An 18,464-nucleotide genomic window follows, 5' to 3' on the forward strand; every position below is an offset into this window, starting at 1 on the left:
GCGGCGATTTTCGTCGCTTCGACGCCGTGAACCGACGGATTCCGTCGAGATTCGTTCGGCGAAGGTGGACAGAAACCATTGTCCGCCAAAGGGGGGACCCACTAGGCTCGCCCCAGGCACTTGAGCCAGTGGTAACCCGAGCCACCGACCGACCCGACTGTGCCTGCCAATTAAATAGGACGACCCATCCATGTCGCTTACCCGGCGGCCACGGCGATCCCCCGACGCCAGGCCTCATTCTGTTCTGCTCTTTTCCCCGAACACGAGCCCCCTTCGTCAGCGTCTGAGACGCGCGCTCGCCGCCTTCACCACGGCTGTGCTCGCCGTTGGATTGGTCGCCGTGGGCGTCGCCGCGCCGGCGTCGGCACAGCTGAACCAGCCATCCGACTGGGTTACCCTGCCGGGTGAGGCGTGCGTCAACGTGGGCTACTCGACGAATGATTCGGCGAGCAACCCCTACGTTCTCCCGGCAGCCATGCCGGTCGGCCTGCCCGCCGGTGGCACCTACTCCAAGGTCATCGTGAAGGCGGGGAATACCGGCACGAGCGTGGTGCACGAGAACACGGTCTACGCGCCCATCGAGGTCACCGGAACGACCGTGAAGTGGATCTACCGGGCCGCGCTGGCCGCCGGCGACACCTTCGTGCACGACGAGAAGCCGAGCATCAGCCATGTGATCGTCTGCGCGGTCCCCGCTCCGGTCCCGGTCGCGAAGTGCATCCCCGATTCCGCCATCAGCTACACCTACAACCCCGCCGACAACTCGGGCGTCGTGACGGTGGCCAACCCCAAGGGCTCGACGGGCGTGCTGTGCGCGCCGCTCTACATCACCGCCACGAGCTGGAAGTACAAGCAGAACGCGGTGTGGGGTCAGACCCTCGACGTGGTGAACAAGGTGGCCATCACCACCCCGGGAACCTACCCGTACTCGGCCGCGGTGTCCTGCGGCCAGGGCGACATCTATGCCTCCCGCTACGCCTTCATCGAGCCGACTCCCGAGCTGACCGGCCCCCAGCCCTGGGAGAAGTTCCTGAGTGGACTCGGATTCGCCACCAGCACCCCCGGAAATACCTACACGCAGCAGCCGACCAACTGCTACGGACTGGTCGTGCCGGTCGCACCGACACTCACCCTGGCCTCGGCCTGTGGAGTGTACGGAACCGTGACGCCCGCCGTGACGGATGGCGTGCTCTACACGACGGTGTTCACGAAGGCGACCGGCGACTACACGGTCACCGCCACCCCCACCGCGGGGCACCATTTCGCCGGCTGGGTGGGGTCGAAGGTGTGGTCGGGCAATGTCGGCGTCTATGTGGACTGCGTGCTCAAGCCCACGGTGACGATCACGACCGGCGAGTGCTACGCCGACGCCGGGTACTCGAGCAAAATGGTTTCTGCTGTTTTCAACAACGTCGGGTCTAACGTCGCTGTCACGTTCACCGGCGCTGGCGTCTCGGAGACTGTTCCGGCCGGTCAGAGCACGACGGTGCAGTTGAGCCCGGTCGGCAACGCCGGTGCGTCGCTCGTCTTCACCGCCGCCGGTCAGACCTTCACGCTTGCGGTGCCGGCGTTCGCCGACTGTGGCGCCGAGACCGACCCGAGCGCGAGCGTCGCCGTGGGTGCGTGTGTCTACGACGAGAACGGCACCGCCGGAGCACGGAGCGTCGAGTTCACCTTCGACAACTCCAAGAGCAACCGTGCGGTCGACTTCGTCGTCGCCTCTCTGCCGCAGCTCAACCGCACGGTCGCTGCGGGCGCCACGGTGAAGGTCAGCGCGGACGACGTGTCGGCCGCGGGTGGCAGTTACACGGTCACCGCGGACGGCCTGACGTTCACGTTGTCGGTGCCGGCCTGCCCGGAGCCGACCAGGCCGGAGCCGGTCACGACCCACAAGGTCGTCGAGAGCGCTCCGGACTGCTCCACCAGCTCGGTGACCATCACGACCACCGACACGACTACCTCCTGGGTGTTCGACGGCGCGAAAGCGGAGTGGGTGCGTGGTGACGACATCGTCACCGTCGCGACCTCCACTCGTGACCTGACCAAGGGCGAGGCGGCACACTGCATCACCATCCCGACCGACCCGACGTCTCACGACCAGGTCTGCCTCTCGAATGACGAGTCGGCGACCCTCGTGAGCGGCTACATCTCGGTCGTGCTTCAGGCCGGCGTCAGGTACACCATCCACAACACGGCGGACGCGGACGCGACGAACGATATCGTCGCGACGAAGGCAGACACCTCGCTCGAACCCGGCACGTACCGGGTGACCGCCGAGGCCCTGCCCGGATACACGCTCGCGCCATTCGACCCGTTCCCGCTCTTCACGATCGCGAGCGCCGGCGCCTGTGAGCAACTGCCGTCGCACGCCCTCGCCGACGGTTCGGCCACGGGCACGGACCAGGTCTGCAGCGCGAACACCCTGAAGAGCGGCTACATCACGGTGGCTCTCGACCAGGGCCTGTCGTACTTCATCGATGGCGTGGAGCTCACGTCGGCGGTGACCAACGAGAAGCCGGGAACGTACGTCGTGACCGGAGTCGCCCAGGACGGCTTCCAGTGGAACGGGGACCCGTGGACGATCGTGATCGCCGCGGCAAGCTCATCCTGCCTCACGGTGGTCACCGAACTGAAGACGCTGGCCTTCACCGGGTTCACCGGCGGGGCAGGGTACCTGGGCCTCGCGGGCCTGATGCTTCTGCTCGGTGGGGCACTGACCCTCTGGTCACGTCGCCGCAATGCGCGTCCGTAGCGTCTAACAGGTAGTGGGACGGAGGGTCCCGTTCCCGGTCGAGAGACCGGGGCGGGGCCCTCTTCCGTCTACCGGGTGCGGCGGACGCCCTCCGCCGCATGCCGGTCGCCGCGACGATGTTCGCCGGAGGCTGGACCATCTCGGCCCTCTGGTTGTGCCGCCTAGTTGTGCCGCCCGCGTCGGTCAGGCCGTGTTCTGCAGGACGGGCCCTGAGGCGTGGGTGCCTACCCCACAGACTCTGGTTATGCAGGACAGCTTGTGCAGGACACGGCAGGGGTATGGCGACTCGAACGGTTCCGGTCTGCAGGACGCTTCCGTCGGTTCTGCCCCGATCGTCCTCGCTGTCCGCCCGAGGCGTCCTGCACAACCCGTCCTGCCGTCCTTCACAACGCGTCCTGCACAACTGGAGTTTGTGGGGCGGGCACCCGTGGACGGCGGCGCCGTCCTGCACAACGCGTGCCAGGGCAAGGGAGTGCCGCACTGTGGCGGGGACACAGGCTCCACACCGCGATCGGAGCCCGCCCACCCATCAGCCGGTTAACCCAACATCCTGGGCAGTACAGCTAGGCGAGCTGGTCCAGCTGACCGTCGGAATTCGGCCGTTCGGCCGGGGTGGGAAGCTCGATGCCGAACAGGGCCACCACGGCCTCGTTGAACGACGCCGCCTCGCCGGCGCGGGCGAGCTCTCGAGCCCGGACGGATGGGGTGTGCAGCAGCACTCCGGCGAGATGACGCAGCGCCGCCTCGGTGCGGCCGTCACTGTCGCCGCGGGCGCGAGCCCGATCGATCTCGGCGTCGAGGACCCCGAAGACATGGGCACGCAGGGCGACGATGGCCGGGGTGAGCTGCTGCTCGGCGGTCTTCGCCGCATGCTCGGACACGGCCTCGCTCACGAGAGCGCGGGCGTCGCTCGCGGCAGTGAGCTCCTCGAGCGGGGCGTGCAGGCTCACGGTCTCGAGGTCGAGGAGCTCGATGCCCGGGATGGCGGCGATCGCCGGATCGACGTTGCGGGGGAGGCCGAGATCGATCACGATTCTGCGGCGCCCCTGAGCGACGATCGCCGTCGTGATGACCGGCGTGCTCGTGCTGGTGCAGGTGATGACGACGTCGGCATCGGCGATGGCGGACCGCAGATCGTCAGTGGCGGCCATCCCGTGACGCAGCGCGAAACGCGCGGCGCGCCCGGAGGCCGAGAACACGGTCAGATCGGCTGCACCTCGGTCTCGAAGCGCGGCGATCGTGGTGCCGGCGTACTGGCCGGTGCCCACGATGAGAACTCGAGTGGCGGCCCAGTCGGCGATGCGGCTGGAGGTGAGCTCGAGCGCGAGGCGAACGAGCGAGCGTCCGGCGCCGCCGAGCGCCGTGCGGTTCTTCACGCCTCGGGAGGTGTGGGCGGCCCGCTGGAAGAGGCGTTCGAGGCCGGACGAAGTGGTGCCCGCCACGCGAGCCTCCTCGAGGGCCCGGCGCACCTGGCCGGAGATCTCGTCTTCGCCGAGGATCACGGATTCGAGACCCGCGGACACGGCGAAGAGATGGCTGGCCACATCGTCTCCCTGCAGCACGCGTACCGAGGCGGTGAGTTCGTCCGCCTCGATCCCGCTCGCTTCGCTGATCACCCGAACGGTCCTCGCCACCGAATCGCTTGAGGTGGTCAGCGGTTCCGCGATCTCGAGGTACGCCTCGAAGCGGTTGCAGGTGGCGAGCACGACCGCGCCCGTGACGAAGTCCCCGTTCTGCACCAGGATGCCGGCCGCCCGCGGCGCACCGATCGAGAGCTTCTCGAGAAGGTCGAAGCTCGCGTTTTGGTGGTTGGCGGTGAGGCAGAGAAGCACGTCGATAGCATACGCCCGCTCGCCGTCGAGCAGGCTGGGCGACGGCCCGGCGCCGCTCGCCCATACTTAAGGACGTGAACCTGCCTGCACACCACCCCCTCGTCGACGGCGGAACGGCCGCCTCCCCCCTGATCAGGGCCTACCGCGGCGACCGCCCGGAGACCACGCCCGTCTGGTTCATGCGCCAGGCCGGCCGGTCGCTTCCCGAGTACCGCGCACTGCGGGTGGGCATGGCCATGCTCGACGCCTGCCTCGATCCCGAGCTCTCGAGCGAGATCACGCTCCAGCCCGTGCGCCGCCACGGCGTCGATGCGGCGATCTTCTTCAGCGACATCGTCGTTCCGCTCCGGCTCGCCGGCGTCGACGTGGACATCGTGCCGGGGCGCGGCCCGGTGCTCGGCACGACCATCCGCACGGCGCGGGATGTCGCCGCCCTCCGCCCCCTGGATCCGGCCGCCCTCTCCCCGATCGCTGAGGGCGTGGCCCGCACCGTGGCCGAACTCGGGTCCACCCCCCTCATCGGGTTCGCCGGCGCACCGTTCACCCTCGCCGCTTACCTCGTCGAGGGCGGCCCGTCCAAGGATCACCTTCGCGCGCGCACCCTCATGCACTCCGACCCCGCGGCCTGGGATGCCCTGCTCGGCTGGGCGGCGGACGTCACCGGTGCCTTCCTGCGCGCCCAGGTGCTCGCCGGGGCCAGCGCCGTGCAACTCTTCGACTCGTGGGTCGGATCGCTCTCCGTCGTCGACTACGAGTCGCGCGTCTCGCAATTCTCGGCACAGGCGATCGCGCACGTGAAGGACCTCGGCGTGCCGGTCGTGCACTTCGGCGTCGGCACCGGGGAGCTTCTCCGGTCGATGCACGCGATCGGCGCCGACGTGATGGGAGTCGACGACCGCATCCCGCTCGACGAGGCGTCTCGGCGGCTCGGGGCGGAGGTGCCGCTGCAGGGCAACATCAACCCCGCGTTCCTCGCCGCGCCGTGGCCGGTGCTGGAGCGGCACGTGCTCGACGTGATCGAGCGCGGTCGCGCCGCGAGCGCCCACGTGCTCAATTTGGGACACGGAGTGCCTCCGGAGACGGACCCGGGCGTGCTCACCCGCATCGTGGAGCTCGCCCATGCCTGATGTCGTGGTCGTCGGCGCCGGGATCGCGGGGCTCGTGGCTGCGCGCGATCTCGCAGCCGGAGGCCTGTCCGTGACCCTGCTCGAGGCGACCGACCGGCTCGGCGGCAAGGTGGCGAGGCACACGGTCGGCGGCCTCGAACTGGACGCCGGGGCCGAGAGCTTCGCCACCCGTCGGGGAACCGTCACCGCGCTCGCCGCCGAACTCGGGCTCGAGCCGGCGATCGTGCAGCCGAACCCGGCGGGCGCGTGGCTGCAGCCCCTGGCCGGACCGGCGCTCCCCCTGCCCAAGACGGCGCTCCTCGGCATCCCGGGCACCCCGCTCGCGGCCGATGTGATCGCGGTGGTCGGGATGCGGGCCGCCCTTCGGGCCCAGCTCGACGAACTCATGCCGAGCGCGGTGGGCGCGAAGGAACGCACCCTCGGCGGCCTCGTGCGGCGCCGGATGGGGGACGGCGTGGTCGACAGACTGGTCGCCCCGGTCGTGATCGGTATCCATTCCCGGCACCCGGACGAACTCGACGTCGATGTGGTGGCCCCCGGCCTCCGCGGCGCCCTGCGCGGCGCGGGCTCCCTCGCCCATGCGGTGCTTCGGCTGCGGGATGCCGCGCCGGCCGGCACGGCCGTGTCCGGGTTCGAGGGCGGCATCGCCGAGCTCGTCGAGGCGTTGGCCGCCGACCTGCGCCGCCTCGGGGTCGTCATCCGCACCGGGGCGGTCGTCTCCTCGGTCGATGCCAGGGGCGTCACCCTCGCCGCCCGCGCCGACGCCGCCGACGCCGACGACGGCGAGCGGATCGACGCCCGACGGGTGGTGCTCGCCGCGCCACTCGGAGCGGCGACCGCCCCCTCGATCCTGCTCACCACTCTCGTGCTGGAGAGCGCGGCGCTCGATGCCGCGCCCCGGGGCACCGGGGTGCTCGTCGCACCCGGCGCCCCCGGCATCCGCGCGAAGGCGCTCACTCACGGGACGGCGAAGTGGTCGTGGCTGGCCGCCCTGGCCGGCGAACACCGGCACGTGGTCCGCCTCTCCTACGACGCGCGGCTCGTCGACGGCCTCGCCGCCGACGCCCTCGAGCGTCAGGCCGTCGCGGATGCCTCCGCCCTGCTCGACGTGCGAATCCCCGCGGGATCCGTCGTCGGTTTCTCGGCGGTGGGGTGGCCCGCCGTGCCGCCGGCGCCGCGCCCGATCGAGGGCGTGACGGTCGTCGGCGAGGGCGTGGCCGGCACCGGTTTGGCGGCAGTCATCGCCCACGCGCGGGCCCAAGCTGAACATTTGCTGCAAGGAATGGAGCCCTAGCCCCCGGGGTCTACTGTGGAGGGCGTACCCCTATGGAGCGCCTCGGCGCTGGCGCACAACGGAACGGAGCATTCATGCGAGGCAAACTACTCTTCCTCGTCGGACTGGCCGCGGGATACGTGCTCGGCACCCGGGCCGGTCGCGAGCGTTACGAGCAGATCAAGAGGGCTGCCAACCGACTGTGGAATGACCCCCGCGTGCAGCGCCAGGTCAAGCAGGCCGAAGACTTCGCCAAGGATAAGGCACCCGAGGTGGCCGACTTTCTCGCCGAAGGCGCGAAGAAGGTCGTCAGCCAGGTGAGCGGCAGGCCCGCGACTGCGAAGGCCCCGAAGTCGCGTCCGGCCGCCGCGAAGAAGTCGCCCGCGACTAGCACCGCGACCAGCACCGACACCGCGAAGTAGACGATCATGAGTGACGACCGCACCAGACGGTCCCTCTTCGCGCTCATCGCGGACCTGCCGCGGCTGCTCGCCGAACTCGTCAAGGACGAGTTTGAGCAGCTCAAGCGGGAGATGCTCGACAAGCTCAAGCACGCGGGCATCGGTGTCGGGCTCTTCGTCGCCGCCGGCCTTTTCGCGTTCTTCCTGATGGCCGTGCTCATTGCGGCGGCGATCCTGGGGCTGGCCGTCGTGCTCCCCGGCTGGGCGGCGGCCTTGATCGTCGCGGGCCTGCTCCTGGTGATCGTGGCCATCCTGGCCGGCATCGGCGTCGCCCAGGTGAAGCAGGGCATGCCTCCCGCCCCGACCGAGACCATCGCGAGCGTGAAGAAAGACGTGAACGCCATCAAGGGCATAGGAATGCGAGAGAAGCCATGAGTGAGCCCATCGAAACCCGCATCTCGACGGCTCGCGCCGAGCTCGAGAGCGCGCTCAATGAGATCGAGGATCGGCTCAACGTGCCCAAGCAGCTGAACCGGCTGTCGCGGCGTGCGAGGGCCGCGTACCAGGCCAACCCGCTGCCCTGGATAGCGGGTGCCACCGGCGCGATAATCGTGATCGGCGGGCTCGTCGCCTGGGCGATATTCTCTGACGATTAGTCGCGGTCAGCACCCCGCTCCCAGCACCAGCACAGAAAAGCAGCGCCGCTTTTTGATCTCGCCCACCGGCGAGGGAGGATAGACGGTATGAGCAACACCCCAACGCCCAGCGGGTACACGCTGTGGGCCGTCTACCGTCGTGATCCAGCACACCCGGCGGGGACCGATCTCGACTCGCTCCGAGACTCGGTGAAGGCCGTGGAGGCTCGCGGCGTGACCGTGCGCGGCTTCTATGACGTCTCCTCGCTGCGCGCGGACGCCGACCTCATGGTCTGGCTGCACGGCGGAGAGCCCGAGACCATCCAGTGGGCCCTGCGCGAACTGCGTCGCAGTGACGTGATGCGAAACCTCCTCCCCACCTGGAACGCGATGGGCGTGCATCGCGACGCCGAATTCAGCGCGAACCACCTGCCGGCATTCATGCGCGGCAAGGAGCCGGAGGCCTGGCTCACCGTGTACCCGTTCGTGCGCTCCTACGACTGGTACATCCTGCCGGACGAGGAGCGCCGAACCATGCTCGCGGACCACGGCCGCAAGGGGGCAGAGTTCCGCCAGGTGCTCGCCAACACCGTGGCCTCGTTCGCCCTCGGCGACTACGAGTGGATCCTCGCGCTCGAAGCCCCGCAGCTCGTCGACCTCGTCGACCTGATGCGCGCCCTGCGCCAGACCGAGGCCCGCCGCCACGTTCGCGAAGAGGTGCCCTTCTACAGCGGGCGCCGCATCCGGCTCGAGGAGATCGCCGAGGTGCTCGAGTGACGGTGGTGCGCAACGCGACACCCGCCGCGGCCTCCGGGCCGGAGCACGTGACTGAGCCGACCGCCTACGACGCCATCCTGCTCGCGAGCTTCGGCGGACCGGAGGGACAGGATGACGTGATCCCGTTCCTGCGGAATGTGACCCGTGGACGCGGCATCCCGGAGGAGAGGCTCGAGGAGGTCGCCCACCACTACCGGGCGTTCGGCGGCGTGAGTCCCATCAACGCGCAGAACCGCGAGCTGAAGGCAGCCCTCGAGGCCGAGCTGGCGCGGCGCGGCGTCGACCTGCCGGTGCTCTGGGGCAACCGCAACTGGGCGCCCTACATCAAGGACGCCTTCGTCGAGGCCAACGAGCGCGGGTTCACCCGGCTCATCGCGATCGGCACCAGCGCGTACAGTTCGTACTCGAGCTGCCGCCAGTACCGCGAGGATTACGCCGCGGCCCTGGCCGACACCGGCCTCGAAGACGTGATCCAGATCGACAAGGTGCGCCAGTTCTTCGACCACCCGGGGTTCGTCCAGCCCTTCATCGATGGCGTGCGCGGTGCGCTCGCCTCGATCGCGGCAGAGGGCATCCCGCTCGAGCAGACGCACGTGCTGTTCTCCACCCACTCGATCCCCGAGGCCGACGCCGCGAAGAGCGGGCCGGCGTTCCGCGGCTTCGGTGACGGTGGCTCGTACGTGGCGCAGCACCGGGCGGTCGCCGAAGTCGTGATCGCCGCCGCGGGGGATGCGCCCGCCTGGGACCTGGTGTTCCAGAGCCGCTCCGGCCCGCCGAGCGTGCCGTGGCTCGAGCCGGACGTGAACGATGCGATCCGCGACCTCGCCGCCACGGGCATCCGTGCCGTGGTGATCGTGCCGCTCGGATTCGTCAGCGACCACATGGAGGTGAAGTGGGACCTCGACACCGAGGCGATGGAGACCGCGCAGAGCCTCGGCGTGCTCGCGATCCGCGTGCCGACCCCCGGCGTCCACCCCGCCTACGTTTCGGGGCTCGTCGACCTCGTGCTCGAACGGCGTGACGCTGTCCCGGTCGCCGACCGACCGGCCCTCACCGAACTCGGGCCCTGGTACGACGTGTGCCGGTCCGGATGCTGCGAAAACGCGCGACTCGGATTCAAGCCGGCGGTTGCGGGGCTGCAGCCGTGAGTTCCCCATCGTCCGCCGGCGACACCATCCGCATCGGAACCAGGGGCAGCGCCCTCGCGCTCGCCCAGACCGGAGTGGTGGCCGCCGCCGTGGCCAAGGCCTCCGGGAGTGGGGTGGAGATCGTCACGGTGGCGACCGAGGGCGACCACTCCACCGAGTCCCTCGCCAGCCTCGGCGGCACCGGTGTCTTCGCGAGCGCCCTGCGCGAGGCGCTCGCCGGCGGGGCGTGCGACCTCGTCGTGCACTCGCTGAAGGACCTGCCGACCGCCGGCTACCCCGGCCTGCGGATCGGCGCGGTGCCCAGGCGAGCGGATGCCCGGGACGCCCTGTGCGGGCGTGACGGTCTCACGCTCGAGGCCCTCCCCGCCGGTTCGCGGATCGGCACCGGCTCGCCTCGCCGCGCCGCCCAGTTGCGCGGCTGGCGGCCGGACCTCACCGTGGTCGACATCCGCGGCAACGTCGACACGAGACTGCGCAAGGTCGAGTCCGGCGAGCTGGACGCCGTCGTGCTGGCCGCTGCTGGACTCACCAGGCTCGGCAGGCTCGACGCCGTGACCGAGTTCTTCGAGCTCGGTCGCTGGGCCACCGCCCCCGGGCAGGGTGCGCTCGCCCTCGAGGTGCGCGAGGACCACTCCGCCCCGTTCGCGGCGATGCTCAAGACGATCGACCACCCGACCACGCGCCTCGCGGTGTTCGCCGAGCGGGCGGTGCTCGCCCGGCTCGAGGCCGGGTGCGCGGCTCCGATCGGGGCGTCTGCCGTGATCGACGGCGAGTTGCTCTTCCTCACGGCCACCGTGTACGCGCCGGACGGGTCGAGTTCGCTCACCAGTTCTCACGCGCTCGTCCTCGAGGGGTCCGCCGCAGAACGCGCCGGCCTGCCCTGGGAGCTGGGCGACCGGGTGGCCGATGAGCTGCTCGAGTTGGGGGCGGCCGCCATTGCACCGCTCGGGACGGCATCGTGACCGTGCAACGCGCGGGAAAGCCGCTCGACGGGTGGCGGGTGCTCGTGCCCCGCGGCGGCAAGTGGGGCGACAGCGTGGCCGCCACCCTACGCTCGTATGGAGCCGTGCCCGTGATCGCGCCGATGATCAACTTCGCGAGCGCCGAGAATCCGCGCACTCTCTCCGACTCGCTCAAGCGGCTCGAACGCGGCGACTTCGACTGGCTCGTGATCACCAGCGCCACGACCGTAGACGTGCTGATGAGCCAGCAGGTGACGGTGCCGTCGACCACGCGCATCGCGGCCGTCGGCGAGACGACGAGCGCGGCCCTCGCCCTCGCCGGCTACCAGGTGGACTTCGTGCCGGAGAGCGACAATTCCGCGCGCGGCCTCGTCAAGGAATGGCCGGCGTCGGCGATCGGCGGCCGGGTGTTGATCCCCCAGTCCGACATCGCCGAGCCGACCCTCGTCGCCGGACTCACGGCACTGGGCCTCGAGGCGGAGTTCGTTGCCGCCTACCGCACCGTGGGCGTGCCGGTCTCCGAGCACGTCGCCGCGGACGTCGCCTCCGGTCGCATCCGGGCCGTGCTGATCACCTCCGGCTCCGTCGCCCGCCAGGTGCAGGCCCAGCTCGCCCCCCTGCCCGACGACACGATCGTGGCCGCGATCGGACCGCGCACCGCCTTCGACGCCCGAGCGGCCGGGATCACGGTTCACCTCATCGCCGAGTCGAGGTCCGCGCTCTCGCTGGTCGAGACGCTCGTGGAACACGCTCTCGCCGAAAGGACCGCTACCCATGAGTGATGGCCCGACCATCCGTCCGCGCCGATTGCGCAGCACCCCGGCGATGCGCCGCCTCGTCGCCGAGACCCGTCTGCACGCCGCCGAACTCGTGCTGCCGATGTTCGTGCGCGAGGGCGTGAGCGAACCGGTTCCGATCACCTCGATGCCGGGTGTCATGAACCACTCGCTCGACAGCCTGCGCCGGGCCGTCACCGAGGCCGCCGAGGCGGGAATCGGCGGAGTGATGCTCTTCGGCATCCCCAGCCACAAGGACGCGATCGGCTCCGGTGCGACCGACGACGACGGCATCCTCAACGTGGCGACCCGCGCGGTGATCGAGGAGGTCGGCACCAGCCTCGTCGTGCAGACCGACCTCTGCCTCGACGAGTTCACCGACCACGGGCACTGCGGTGTGCTGGATGCCCGCGGCCGCGTCGACAACGACGCGTCGCTCGAACGCTACCGGGACATGGCCATCGCGCAGGCCTCCGCCGGCTCGCACCTGCTCGGCCTGAGCGGCATGATGGACGGCCAGGTCGCCGCCGTGCGCGATGTTCTCGACCGGAATGGCTTCACGGATACCGCGATTCTCGGCTATGCGGCCAAATACGCCTCGGCCTTCTACGGCCCGTTCCGCGAGGCGGTGCAGTCCTCCCTCGAGGGCGACCGCCGCAGCTACCAGCTCGACCCGGGCAATCGGCGCGAGGGTCTGCGCGAGGTGATGCTCGACGTCGAGGAGGGTGCAGACGTGGTGATGGTCAAGCCGGCCATGAGCTACCTCGACGTGCTCGCCGACGCGGCGGCCGTGAGTCCCGTGCCGGTCTGGGCCTACCAGGTGTCCGGCGAGTATTCGATGATCGAGGCCGCGGCGGCGAACGGCTGGATCGACCGCCGCCGGGCGATCGAGGAGTCCGTCGTCGGCATCAAGCGCGCCGGCGCGGACGCCGTGCTCACCTACTGGGCCACCGAGCTTGCCGGCTGGCTGCGTCGACCATGATTCTGGAGCCTTGATGGGCACGAACGAGCACTACTTCACCCGGGCCAAGCTCTCGATCCCCGGAGGCGTCAACTCGCCGGTCCGGGCGTACGGATCGGTAGGCGGCACGCCGCGCTTCCTGGTGTCCGCGCGGGGAGCCTACGTCACGGATGCCGAGGGGCGCGAATACGTGGACCTCGTGAGCTCGTGGGGTCCCGCGATTCTCGGGCACGCGTATCCGTCGGTCGTCAAGGCGGTACAGGATGCCGCGGCGAAGGGTCTCTCGTTCGGGGCATCCACTCCCGGCGAGACCGAGCTTGCCGAGCTCGTTCGGGAGCGGGTGCGCGTGGGCGACCAGTGCGCGGTCGAGAAGTTGCGGCTCGTCTCCACCGGCACCGAGGCCACCATGACCGCCATCCGGCTCGCCCGAGGCGCGACCGGTCGCGACCTCCTGGTGAAGTTCGCCGGCCACTACCACGGGCACTCCGATGCCCTGCTCGCCGAGGCCGGCTCCGGACTCGCGACCCTGGCCATGCCCGGTTCGGCCGGGGTCACGGCCGCCACAGCCGCGCAGACCCTCGTGATCCCGTACAACGACCTCGCCGCCGTGCGCGCGGTCTTCGCCGAGCACGGCCCGAACATCGCCGCGGTCATCGTGGAGGCCGCCGCCGCCAACATGGGTGTCGTCGCGCCGGAGCGCGGATTCAACCGGGCGCTCGCGGCCATCGCCCGTGAGAACGGCGCGCTCACGATCTTCGACGAGGTGCTCACCGGGTTCCGAGTCGGCCCGGCCGGCTGGTGGGGCCTCGAGGCCGCCCGAGTGGTGCCGGATGGCGCCGGCTGGCAACCGGACCTCTTCACCTTCGGCAAGGTCATCGGCGGGGGCATGCCGCTCGCCGCACTCGGCGGCCGCGCCGACATCATGGACCGGCTCGCCCCCCTCGGCCCGGTCTATCAGGCCGGAACGCTCAGCGGCAACCCGGTCGCGGTGGCCGCGGGAATCGCCACGCTCCGGGCCGCGGATGCCGCCGTCTACGCGAAGCTGGACGCCGTGGCAGACCGGCTCTCCGCCGCGGTCTCCGCCGCTCTCGCCGCGCAGGGGGTCGAGCACACCGTGCAGCGCGCGGGCAACCTGTTCTCATTCGCCTTCGCCGCGACCGCGCCGCGCAACTACGCCGACGTGAAGGCCCAGCAGGCGTTCCGCTACGCCCCGTTCTTCCACGCCATGCTCGACGCGGGGGTCTCGCTCCCGCCCTCGGTGTTCGAGGCCTGGTTCGTCTCGGCCGCGCACGACGACGCTGCGGTCTCCCGCATCCTCGACGCCCTGCCCGCCGCGGCTCGGGCCGCGGCCGCCCCCGTGCCTCCCGCCTGATTCGACCCGGCGACCTGCGCGCTCACGCGCTCACGCGCCTGCGCGCCTGCGCGCCTGCGTCCGCAGGGCGCCGCGTTTCCTCGAGGTGCCCACTTTTGCCGCGACGGCGGTCGCCTTACCGGCCGAAGTGGGCACCTCGGCGAGTCGGGGACGGGATTCGGGGACGGGGTTCCGGGCACGTCAAGACCCGGGGGTGCCGGGCACGACAAGACCCGGGGGCGCCGGGCACGAGGTGTGGGCATCCTCCCGCCGCGGTTCCGGCGTCGTCCACAGGTGCGCGTTGACCCGCCGGACCGCCGCTTCGTAGTCATCGGCGATCGCCTCCAGGGGAACGCCGGCCAGCCGAAGAAGGAGTTTAGCCTCCGCACCTCCCACTGGGGTGCCCACTTCTGCCGACTCATCGGCGGAGGAACCGGCAGAAATGGGCACCTCGCTGGCGGGGACTACAGCAGCGACAGCAGCAGGAACACGATCCCCAGGAGGGGCAACACTCCCTGGATCGCGGCCGAGCGGGCGTTTGCGCGCCCGGTCGAGATCAACACGAGGGCGGCGAGCACCATGCTTCCGGTGCCCATGAAGATCAGCGCGAGACCGGCCGGGCGGCTGGAGGCGAGCAGCAGCATCCCGACGACGATGCCGATCGTGAGGAACAGGTTGTAGAAGCCCTGGTTGTACGCCATCGGCCTGAGCGTGTCGGCGTCGGCCTGGCTCGCGATGCCGAAGATCTTCCAGGTGCGCGGCTTCGTCCAGTTGAGGCTCTCCAGCGTGAAGATGTAGACGTGGACGACGGCGGCGAGCCCGGCGAAGACGAGCCCGATCACGAAAAGTGCAGTCATGCTCGCAAGTATGGCGGATGCCGTGGCCGAGTCTGCGGTCGGCGTCAGCCGAAGAGGATGGCGGCCTCGTCGTAGCGGGACTGGGGCACCGTATTGAGCTTGCCGAGGGCATCCTCGAAAGCCACATGGGTGATCGTCGTGCCGCTGAGCGCGACCATCCTGCCCCAGCGGGAGTGCATGATCATGTCCACGGCGGCCATGCCGTAGCGGGTGGCGAGCACCCGGTCGTAGGCCGTGGGGGTGCCGCCCCGCTGGATGTGGCCCAGGGTCGTCGCCCGGGTCTCCATTCCCGTGCGCTCCTCGATGATCGGGGCGATGAGCTCGCCGATGCCGCCGAGCCGGGGACGGCCGAACGCGTCGAGGCCACGCTCGGAGTGGGCGTCGTCCATGGAGTCGAGGTGGAAGCCCTCGGCGACGACGACGAGCGGGGCCCGCCCCCGGTCGCGAACGGACGTCACCCACGCCACGATCTGGTCGATGCTGGTCTTCTGCTCCGGGATGAGGATGGCGTGCGCACCGGCCGCCATGCCGGAGTGCAGGGCGATCCAGCCGACGTGGCGGCCCATCACCTCGGCGACCATGCAGCGGCCGTGAGAGTCCCCGGTGGTGCGCAGGCGGTCCATGGCGTCGGTCGCGATCTGCACCGCGGTGTCGAAGCCGAAGGTGTAGTCGGTGGCGGAGAGGTCGTTGTCCACCGTCTTCGGCACGCCCACGATCTTGATCCCGGCATCCGTGAGGCGCTTGGCCGCCGCGAGGGTGCCTTCGCCGCCGATCGCGATGAGCGAGTCGACCCCGAGTCGGTCCATGTTCTCTTTGATGCGGTCGGCGCCGCCCTCACCCTCGAACGGGTTCGTGCGCGAGGTGCCGAGGATGGTCCCGCCCTGCTTGGCGATGCCCTGGATGTCCTTGCGCTCGAGGGTGACGATGTCGCCCTCGACCACTCCGCGCCAGCCGTCGCGGAAGCCGACGAACTCCTGACCGTAGATCTGGGTGCCCTTCAAGACGGCGCCCCGAATCACCGCGTTGAGGCCCGGGCAGTCTCCGCCGCTGGTGAGAATTCCAATGCTCATGGCACCATCATTCCGCAAGTTCGGGGTCACTCCGTTCACCAGCGCCTCGAGACCCCGCCCGGCGTCCCGTCAGGACAGCGGATGCCGCGAGCACGCGGTCGTCGCGGCGTGGTCCGTGCACACGACGAGCTGCTCGCGGCAGGACAGTTCGCCGCAGTTCTGCATGTGGCTCGTCGGTTCGCCGCACCGATAGCAGCGCCCGATGGTGAGAGCGTCCGCCGAGAAGTCGATCGACATCCGATTGTCGAAGACGTAGAGCGAGCCCTGCCAGAGCCCGGAGTCGCCGTAGGTCTCGCCGTAGCGGGCGATCCCCCCGTCGAGCTGGTAGACCTTCTCGAACCCGCGGCTCACCATGAGGGAGGAGAGGACCTCGCACCGGATGCCGCCCGTGCAGTAGGTGACGACAGGCTTGTCCTTGAGGTGGTCGTACTTGCCGCTGTCGAGCTCGGCGACGAACTCCCGGGTGGTGGCGACGTCGGGCACGACGGCCCCGGCGAACCGGCCGATCTCGGCCTCGAAGGAGTTGCGGCCGTCGAAGAAGACCACCTCCTCGCGCTCTACGAGCTCGTGCAGCTGCTCGGGGCTCAGCCGCTCTCCACCACCGATCACGCCGTTCTCGTCGACGCGCAGCTCGCCCGGGGCGCCGAAGCTCACGATCTCGTCGCGCACCCGCACGCTCAGTCTCGGGAAGTCGTCTCCGCGACCCTCGCTCCACTTGGCATCCAACCCGGCGAACGGCGCATACTCCCGCGTCTTGCGCAGGTAGCGCTTCACGTTCTTCAGCTCGCCGCCGACGGTGCCGTTGATGCCGTCCTTCGAGACGAGGATGCGGCCGCGCAGGCCGAGAGACTCGCACAGGTCGCGCTGCCAGAGGCGGATCGCGTCCGGGTCGGCGAGTGGCGTGAAGCGGTAGAACAGCAGGATCTTGGGGACGGCCACCGACCGATTCTACGTTTTCCGCGCTGAGTGGCCCCCGCCGTGTGGTTTCGAGAGGGGTGGGGACGTAGTCTGCTGTGCATGGGAACGCCGATCGCGACGGGCGCCGAGACCGCCGCCTCGGCGGACTCCGCGCCTCTGCGCTCGACTTACGCGCCGCGCCATCCCGTCAGCCTGAGTCTCACCCTCCGGCCGCTCAGCCGTGGCAGCCAGGACCCGACCATGGTGTGGGACGGCTCCGGCGTCTGGCGAACCCTGCCGACCCCGGCCGGACCGGCCACCCTGCACCTCGCCCAGCGCGGCGGCGAAATCCGGGCCACCGCGTGGGGGGACGGCGCGGAGTGGGCGATCGCCGGGGTGCCGGAGCTGCTCGGCGGCGGCGACGACCCGGGCGATTTCGACGTGTCGCAGAACCCGTTTCTCGCTGACTCCCGGCGCCGCAATCCGGGGCTGCGGCTGCTTCGCACCGGCCTCGTCTTCGAGATGCTGCTCGCCGCGGTTCTCGAGCAGAAGGTCACCGGCCTGGAGGCGCGCCGGGCCTGGAGCCAGCTCATCCGCGCGCACGGCGAGCCGGCACCCGGTCCAGCCCCGACCGGCATGAGAGTCTTCCCGTCGCCGCGGGTCTGGCGGATGATCCCCTCCTGGGAGTGGCACAGGGCGGGCGTCGGCCCCCAGCGCTCACGCACGGCGCTCGCCGCGGCCGCCGTCGCCGCGGGCCTCGAGCGCACGCTTGCCGTCGGTCGGGGCGGGCCCGATGTCGTGGCGCGGCTGAGGTCGGTGCCCGGGGTCGGCGCCTGGACCGCGGCCGAGACGAGCCAGCGCTCGCACGGCGATCCGGACTCCGTGAGCGTCGGCGACTACCACCTGCCGGCGGTGGTCGGCTGGGCGCTCATCGGCAAGCCGGTCGACGACGACGGAATGCTCGAGCTCCTCGCCCCGTGGACCGGCCATCGGCAGCGGGTCATGCGGCTCATCGAGGCGAGCGGGTTCGCCAAGCCACGATTCGGGCCGCGGATGACCGTCCAGGATCACCGCTCGCACTGAGCTAGCGTGAAGCGGTGCACCTTCTCTTCAGGACCTTTCTCGTCTGGCTTCGCCGCAACCGCCGGGGACTCGACGTGCACGACGTCGGTCGGATCAGCTTCCGGGTACTGCCCACCGACCTGGACGTTCTCGGGCACATGAACAACGGCGTCTACCTCTCGATCATGGATCTCGGGAGAATGGACCTCATGCAGCGTTCCGGGGTGCTGCCCCGGCTGATGAAGGCGGGCTTCTATCCGGTGATGGCGGATGAGACCATCAGCTTCCGGCGATCCCTGCAGCCCTGGCAACGATTCAGCATTGAAACCCGCATTGTCGGTTACGACGAGAAGGCGGTCTACGTCGAGCAGCGCGCTGTGGCCGGGGGAGAGATCTACGCGCGGGCGACGATGCGCTCGCGCTTCGTGCGGAAGACCGGCGGCACGGTGTCGACGGCCGAACTCGCCTCGGTGGCGGGAATCGACATCTCCGGCAGCACACTGCCGGCGTGGGTCACCCGCTGGGCGGCGGACGTCGCCCTTCCGCCCGCACGCGGATCGGCGCCGAGCGAGTGGGACTGACC

Annotated in this window: 18 protein-coding genes; 14 read left to right on the forward strand and 4 right to left on the reverse strand. The window is 70.2% G+C overall.

All coding sequences use genetic code 11. The annotated features are described in order from the left end of the window. Positions 1–190: 190 nt before the first annotated feature. Positions 191–2,752 carry a hypothetical protein gene (locus FVP33_RS14550; RefSeq protein ID WP_187270733.1) on the forward strand — a complete coding sequence of 854 codons (2,562 nt, stop codon included), beginning with the start codon at positions 191–193 and terminating at the stop codon, positions 2,750–2,752. Between the two features lie 563 nt (positions 2,753–3,315). On the opposite strand, the gene FVP33_RS14555 is transcribed toward FVP33_RS14550, so the two are convergent. Further along, the gene (locus FVP33_RS14555) at positions 3,316–4,584 is read right to left on the reverse strand and encodes a glutamyl-tRNA reductase (RefSeq protein ID WP_147784406.1); all 1,269 of its coding nucleotides are present in this window, start codon (positions 4,582–4,584) and stop codon (positions 3,316–3,318) included. A 74-nt stretch (positions 4,585–4,658) separates the two neighbouring features. On the opposite strand from FVP33_RS14555, the gene hemE reads away from it, so the two are divergent. The 11 genes from hemE (at position 4,659) to hemL (ending at position 14,016) form a co-directional block, all read left to right on the forward strand. After that, positions 4,659–5,711, forward strand: coding sequence for a uroporphyrinogen decarboxylase (gene hemE / locus FVP33_RS14560; RefSeq protein ID WP_147784407.1), 1,053 nt, complete (start codon positions 4,659–4,661; stop codon positions 5,709–5,711). Next, the gene (locus FVP33_RS14565) at positions 5,704–7,005 is read left to right on the forward strand and encodes a protoporphyrinogen/coproporphyrinogen oxidase (RefSeq protein WP_147784408.1); all 1,302 of its coding nucleotides are present in this window, start codon (positions 5,704–5,706) and stop codon (positions 7,003–7,005) included. The genes hemE and FVP33_RS14565 overlap by 8 nt, the downstream gene beginning before the upstream one ends. 74 nt (positions 7,006–7,079) lie before the next feature. Next, the gene (locus FVP33_RS14570) at positions 7,080–7,406 is read left to right on the forward strand and encodes a YtxH domain-containing protein (RefSeq protein WP_147784409.1); all 327 of its coding nucleotides are present in this window, start codon (positions 7,080–7,082) and stop codon (positions 7,404–7,406) included. 6 nt (positions 7,407–7,412) lie between these two features. Continuing rightward, entirely contained in the window at positions 7,413–7,820 is a 408-nt protein-coding gene (locus tag FVP33_RS14575; protein ID WP_147784410.1) for a phage holin family protein, read from the forward strand. Beyond that, positions 7,817–8,041, forward strand: coding sequence for a DUF3618 domain-containing protein (locus FVP33_RS14580; protein ID WP_147784411.1), 225 nt, complete (start codon positions 7,817–7,819; stop codon positions 8,039–8,041). Before FVP33_RS14575 ends, FVP33_RS14580 begins: the two co-directional genes overlap by 4 nt. 87 nt (positions 8,042–8,128) lie before the next feature. Continuing rightward, complete coding sequence (gene hemQ / locus FVP33_RS14585) at positions 8,129–8,797, forward strand: hydrogen peroxide-dependent heme synthase (RefSeq protein WP_147784412.1); 669 nt, start codon at positions 8,129–8,131, stop codon at positions 8,795–8,797. Continuing rightward, a complete protein-coding gene (locus FVP33_RS14590; protein ID WP_147784413.1) occupies positions 8,794–9,945 on the forward strand; it encodes a ferrochelatase in 1,152 nt (383 codons plus the stop codon). Before hemQ ends, FVP33_RS14590 begins: the two co-directional genes overlap by 4 nt. Next, positions 9,942–10,907 (forward strand): hydroxymethylbilane synthase, encoded by a 966-nt coding sequence (gene hemC / locus FVP33_RS14595; RefSeq protein ID WP_246142351.1) that lies wholly within the window; start codon positions 9,942–9,944, stop codon positions 10,905–10,907. The genes FVP33_RS14590 and hemC overlap by 4 nt, the downstream gene beginning before the upstream one ends. Further along, positions 10,904–11,689, forward strand: coding sequence for a uroporphyrinogen-III synthase (locus FVP33_RS14600; protein ID WP_222706733.1), 786 nt, complete (start codon positions 10,904–10,906; stop codon positions 11,687–11,689). Before hemC ends, FVP33_RS14600 begins: the two co-directional genes overlap by 4 nt. Continuing rightward, positions 11,682–12,665, forward strand: a complete 984-nt coding sequence (gene hemB, locus FVP33_RS14605; protein WP_147784415.1) for a porphobilinogen synthase — start codon at positions 11,682–11,684, stop codon at positions 12,663–12,665. Before FVP33_RS14600 ends, hemB begins: the two co-directional genes overlap by 8 nt. A 13-nt stretch (positions 12,666–12,678) precedes the next feature. Further along, on the forward strand, positions 12,679–14,016 hold the full coding sequence (hemL, locus tag FVP33_RS14610; RefSeq protein ID WP_147784544.1) for a glutamate-1-semialdehyde 2,1-aminomutase: 1,338 nt from the start codon (positions 12,679–12,681) through the stop codon (positions 14,014–14,016). Between the two features lie 443 nt (positions 14,017–14,459). Here hemL and FVP33_RS14615 read toward each other — a convergent pair whose 3' ends face one another. The 3 genes from FVP33_RS14615 to trhO all read right to left on the reverse strand — a co-directional run bounded on the left by FVP33_RS14615 (position 14,460) and on the right by trhO (position 16,861). Then, positions 14,460–14,852: a DUF1304 domain-containing protein gene (locus FVP33_RS14615; RefSeq protein WP_147784416.1), complete on the reverse strand. Its 393-nt coding sequence runs from the start codon at positions 14,850–14,852 to the stop codon at positions 14,460–14,462. Positions 14,853–14,896: 44 nt separating this feature from the next. Next, positions 14,897–15,922: a 6-phosphofructokinase gene (locus FVP33_RS14620; RefSeq protein ID WP_147784417.1), complete on the reverse strand. Its 1,026-nt coding sequence runs from the start codon at positions 15,920–15,922 to the stop codon at positions 14,897–14,899. A gap of 69 nt (positions 15,923–15,991) precedes the next feature. Continuing rightward, positions 15,992–16,861 (reverse strand): oxygen-dependent tRNA uridine(34) hydroxylase TrhO, encoded by an 870-nt coding sequence (gene trhO / locus FVP33_RS14625; RefSeq protein WP_147784418.1) that lies wholly within the window; start codon positions 16,859–16,861, stop codon positions 15,992–15,994. A gap of 78 nt (positions 16,862–16,939) precedes the next feature. Here trhO and FVP33_RS14630 point away from each other — a divergent pair, with 78 nt between their 5' ends. Both FVP33_RS14630 and FVP33_RS14635 read left to right on the forward strand, forming a co-directional pair. Then, on the forward strand, positions 16,940–17,902 hold the full coding sequence (locus FVP33_RS14630; protein WP_147784419.1) for a DNA-3-methyladenine glycosylase family protein: 963 nt from the start codon (positions 16,940–16,942) through the stop codon (positions 17,900–17,902). Between the two features lie 14 nt (positions 17,903–17,916). Beyond that, positions 17,917–18,462 (forward strand): acyl-CoA thioesterase, encoded by a 546-nt coding sequence (locus FVP33_RS14635; RefSeq protein ID WP_147784420.1) that lies wholly within the window; start codon positions 17,917–17,919, stop codon positions 18,460–18,462. Positions 18,463–18,464 lie beyond the last annotated feature (2 nt).

It is taken from the genome of Lacisediminihabitans profunda (assembly GCF_008040105.1).
Lineage (GTDB): Bacteria > Actinomycetota > Actinomycetes > Actinomycetales > Microbacteriaceae > Lacisediminihabitans > Lacisediminihabitans profunda.

Excerpts from the sequence above, each read along its gene's own strand:
- FVP33_RS14550 (WP_187270733.1), top strand. The coding sequence starts at position 191 with ATGTCGCTTACCCGGCGGCCACGGCGATCCCCCGACGCCAGGCCTCAT.
- FVP33_RS14565 (WP_147784408.1), top strand. The coding sequence starts at position 5,704 with ATGCCTGATGTCGTGGTCGTCGGCGCCGGGATCGCGGGGCTCGTGGCT.
- FVP33_RS14570 (WP_147784409.1), top strand. The coding sequence starts at position 7,080 with ATGCGAGGCAAACTACTCTTCCTCGTCGGACTGGCCGCGGGATACGTG.
- FVP33_RS14575 (WP_147784410.1), top strand. The coding sequence starts at position 7,413 with ATGAGTGACGACCGCACCAGACGGTCCCTCTTCGCGCTCATCGCGGAC.
- FVP33_RS14580 (WP_147784411.1), top strand. The coding sequence starts at position 7,817 with ATGAGTGAGCCCATCGAAACCCGCATCTCGACGGCTCGCGCCGAGCTC.
- hemQ (WP_147784412.1), top strand. The coding sequence starts at position 8,129 with ATGAGCAACACCCCAACGCCCAGCGGGTACACGCTGTGGGCCGTCTAC.
- hemB (WP_147784415.1), top strand. The coding sequence starts at position 11,682 with ATGAGTGATGGCCCGACCATCCGTCCGCGCCGATTGCGCAGCACCCCG.
- hemL (WP_147784544.1), top strand. The coding sequence starts at position 12,679 with ATGGGCACGAACGAGCACTACTTCACCCGGGCCAAGCTCTCGATCCCC.
- FVP33_RS14615 (WP_147784416.1), bottom strand. The coding sequence starts at position 14,852 with ATGACTGCACTTTTCGTGATCGGGCTCGTCTTCGCCGGGCTCGCCGCC.
- FVP33_RS14620 (WP_147784417.1), bottom strand. The coding sequence starts at position 15,922 with ATGAGCATTGGAATTCTCACCAGCGGCGGAGACTGCCCGGGCCTCAAC.
- FVP33_RS14630 (WP_147784419.1), top strand. The coding sequence starts at position 16,940 with ATGGGAACGCCGATCGCGACGGGCGCCGAGACCGCCGCCTCGGCGGAC.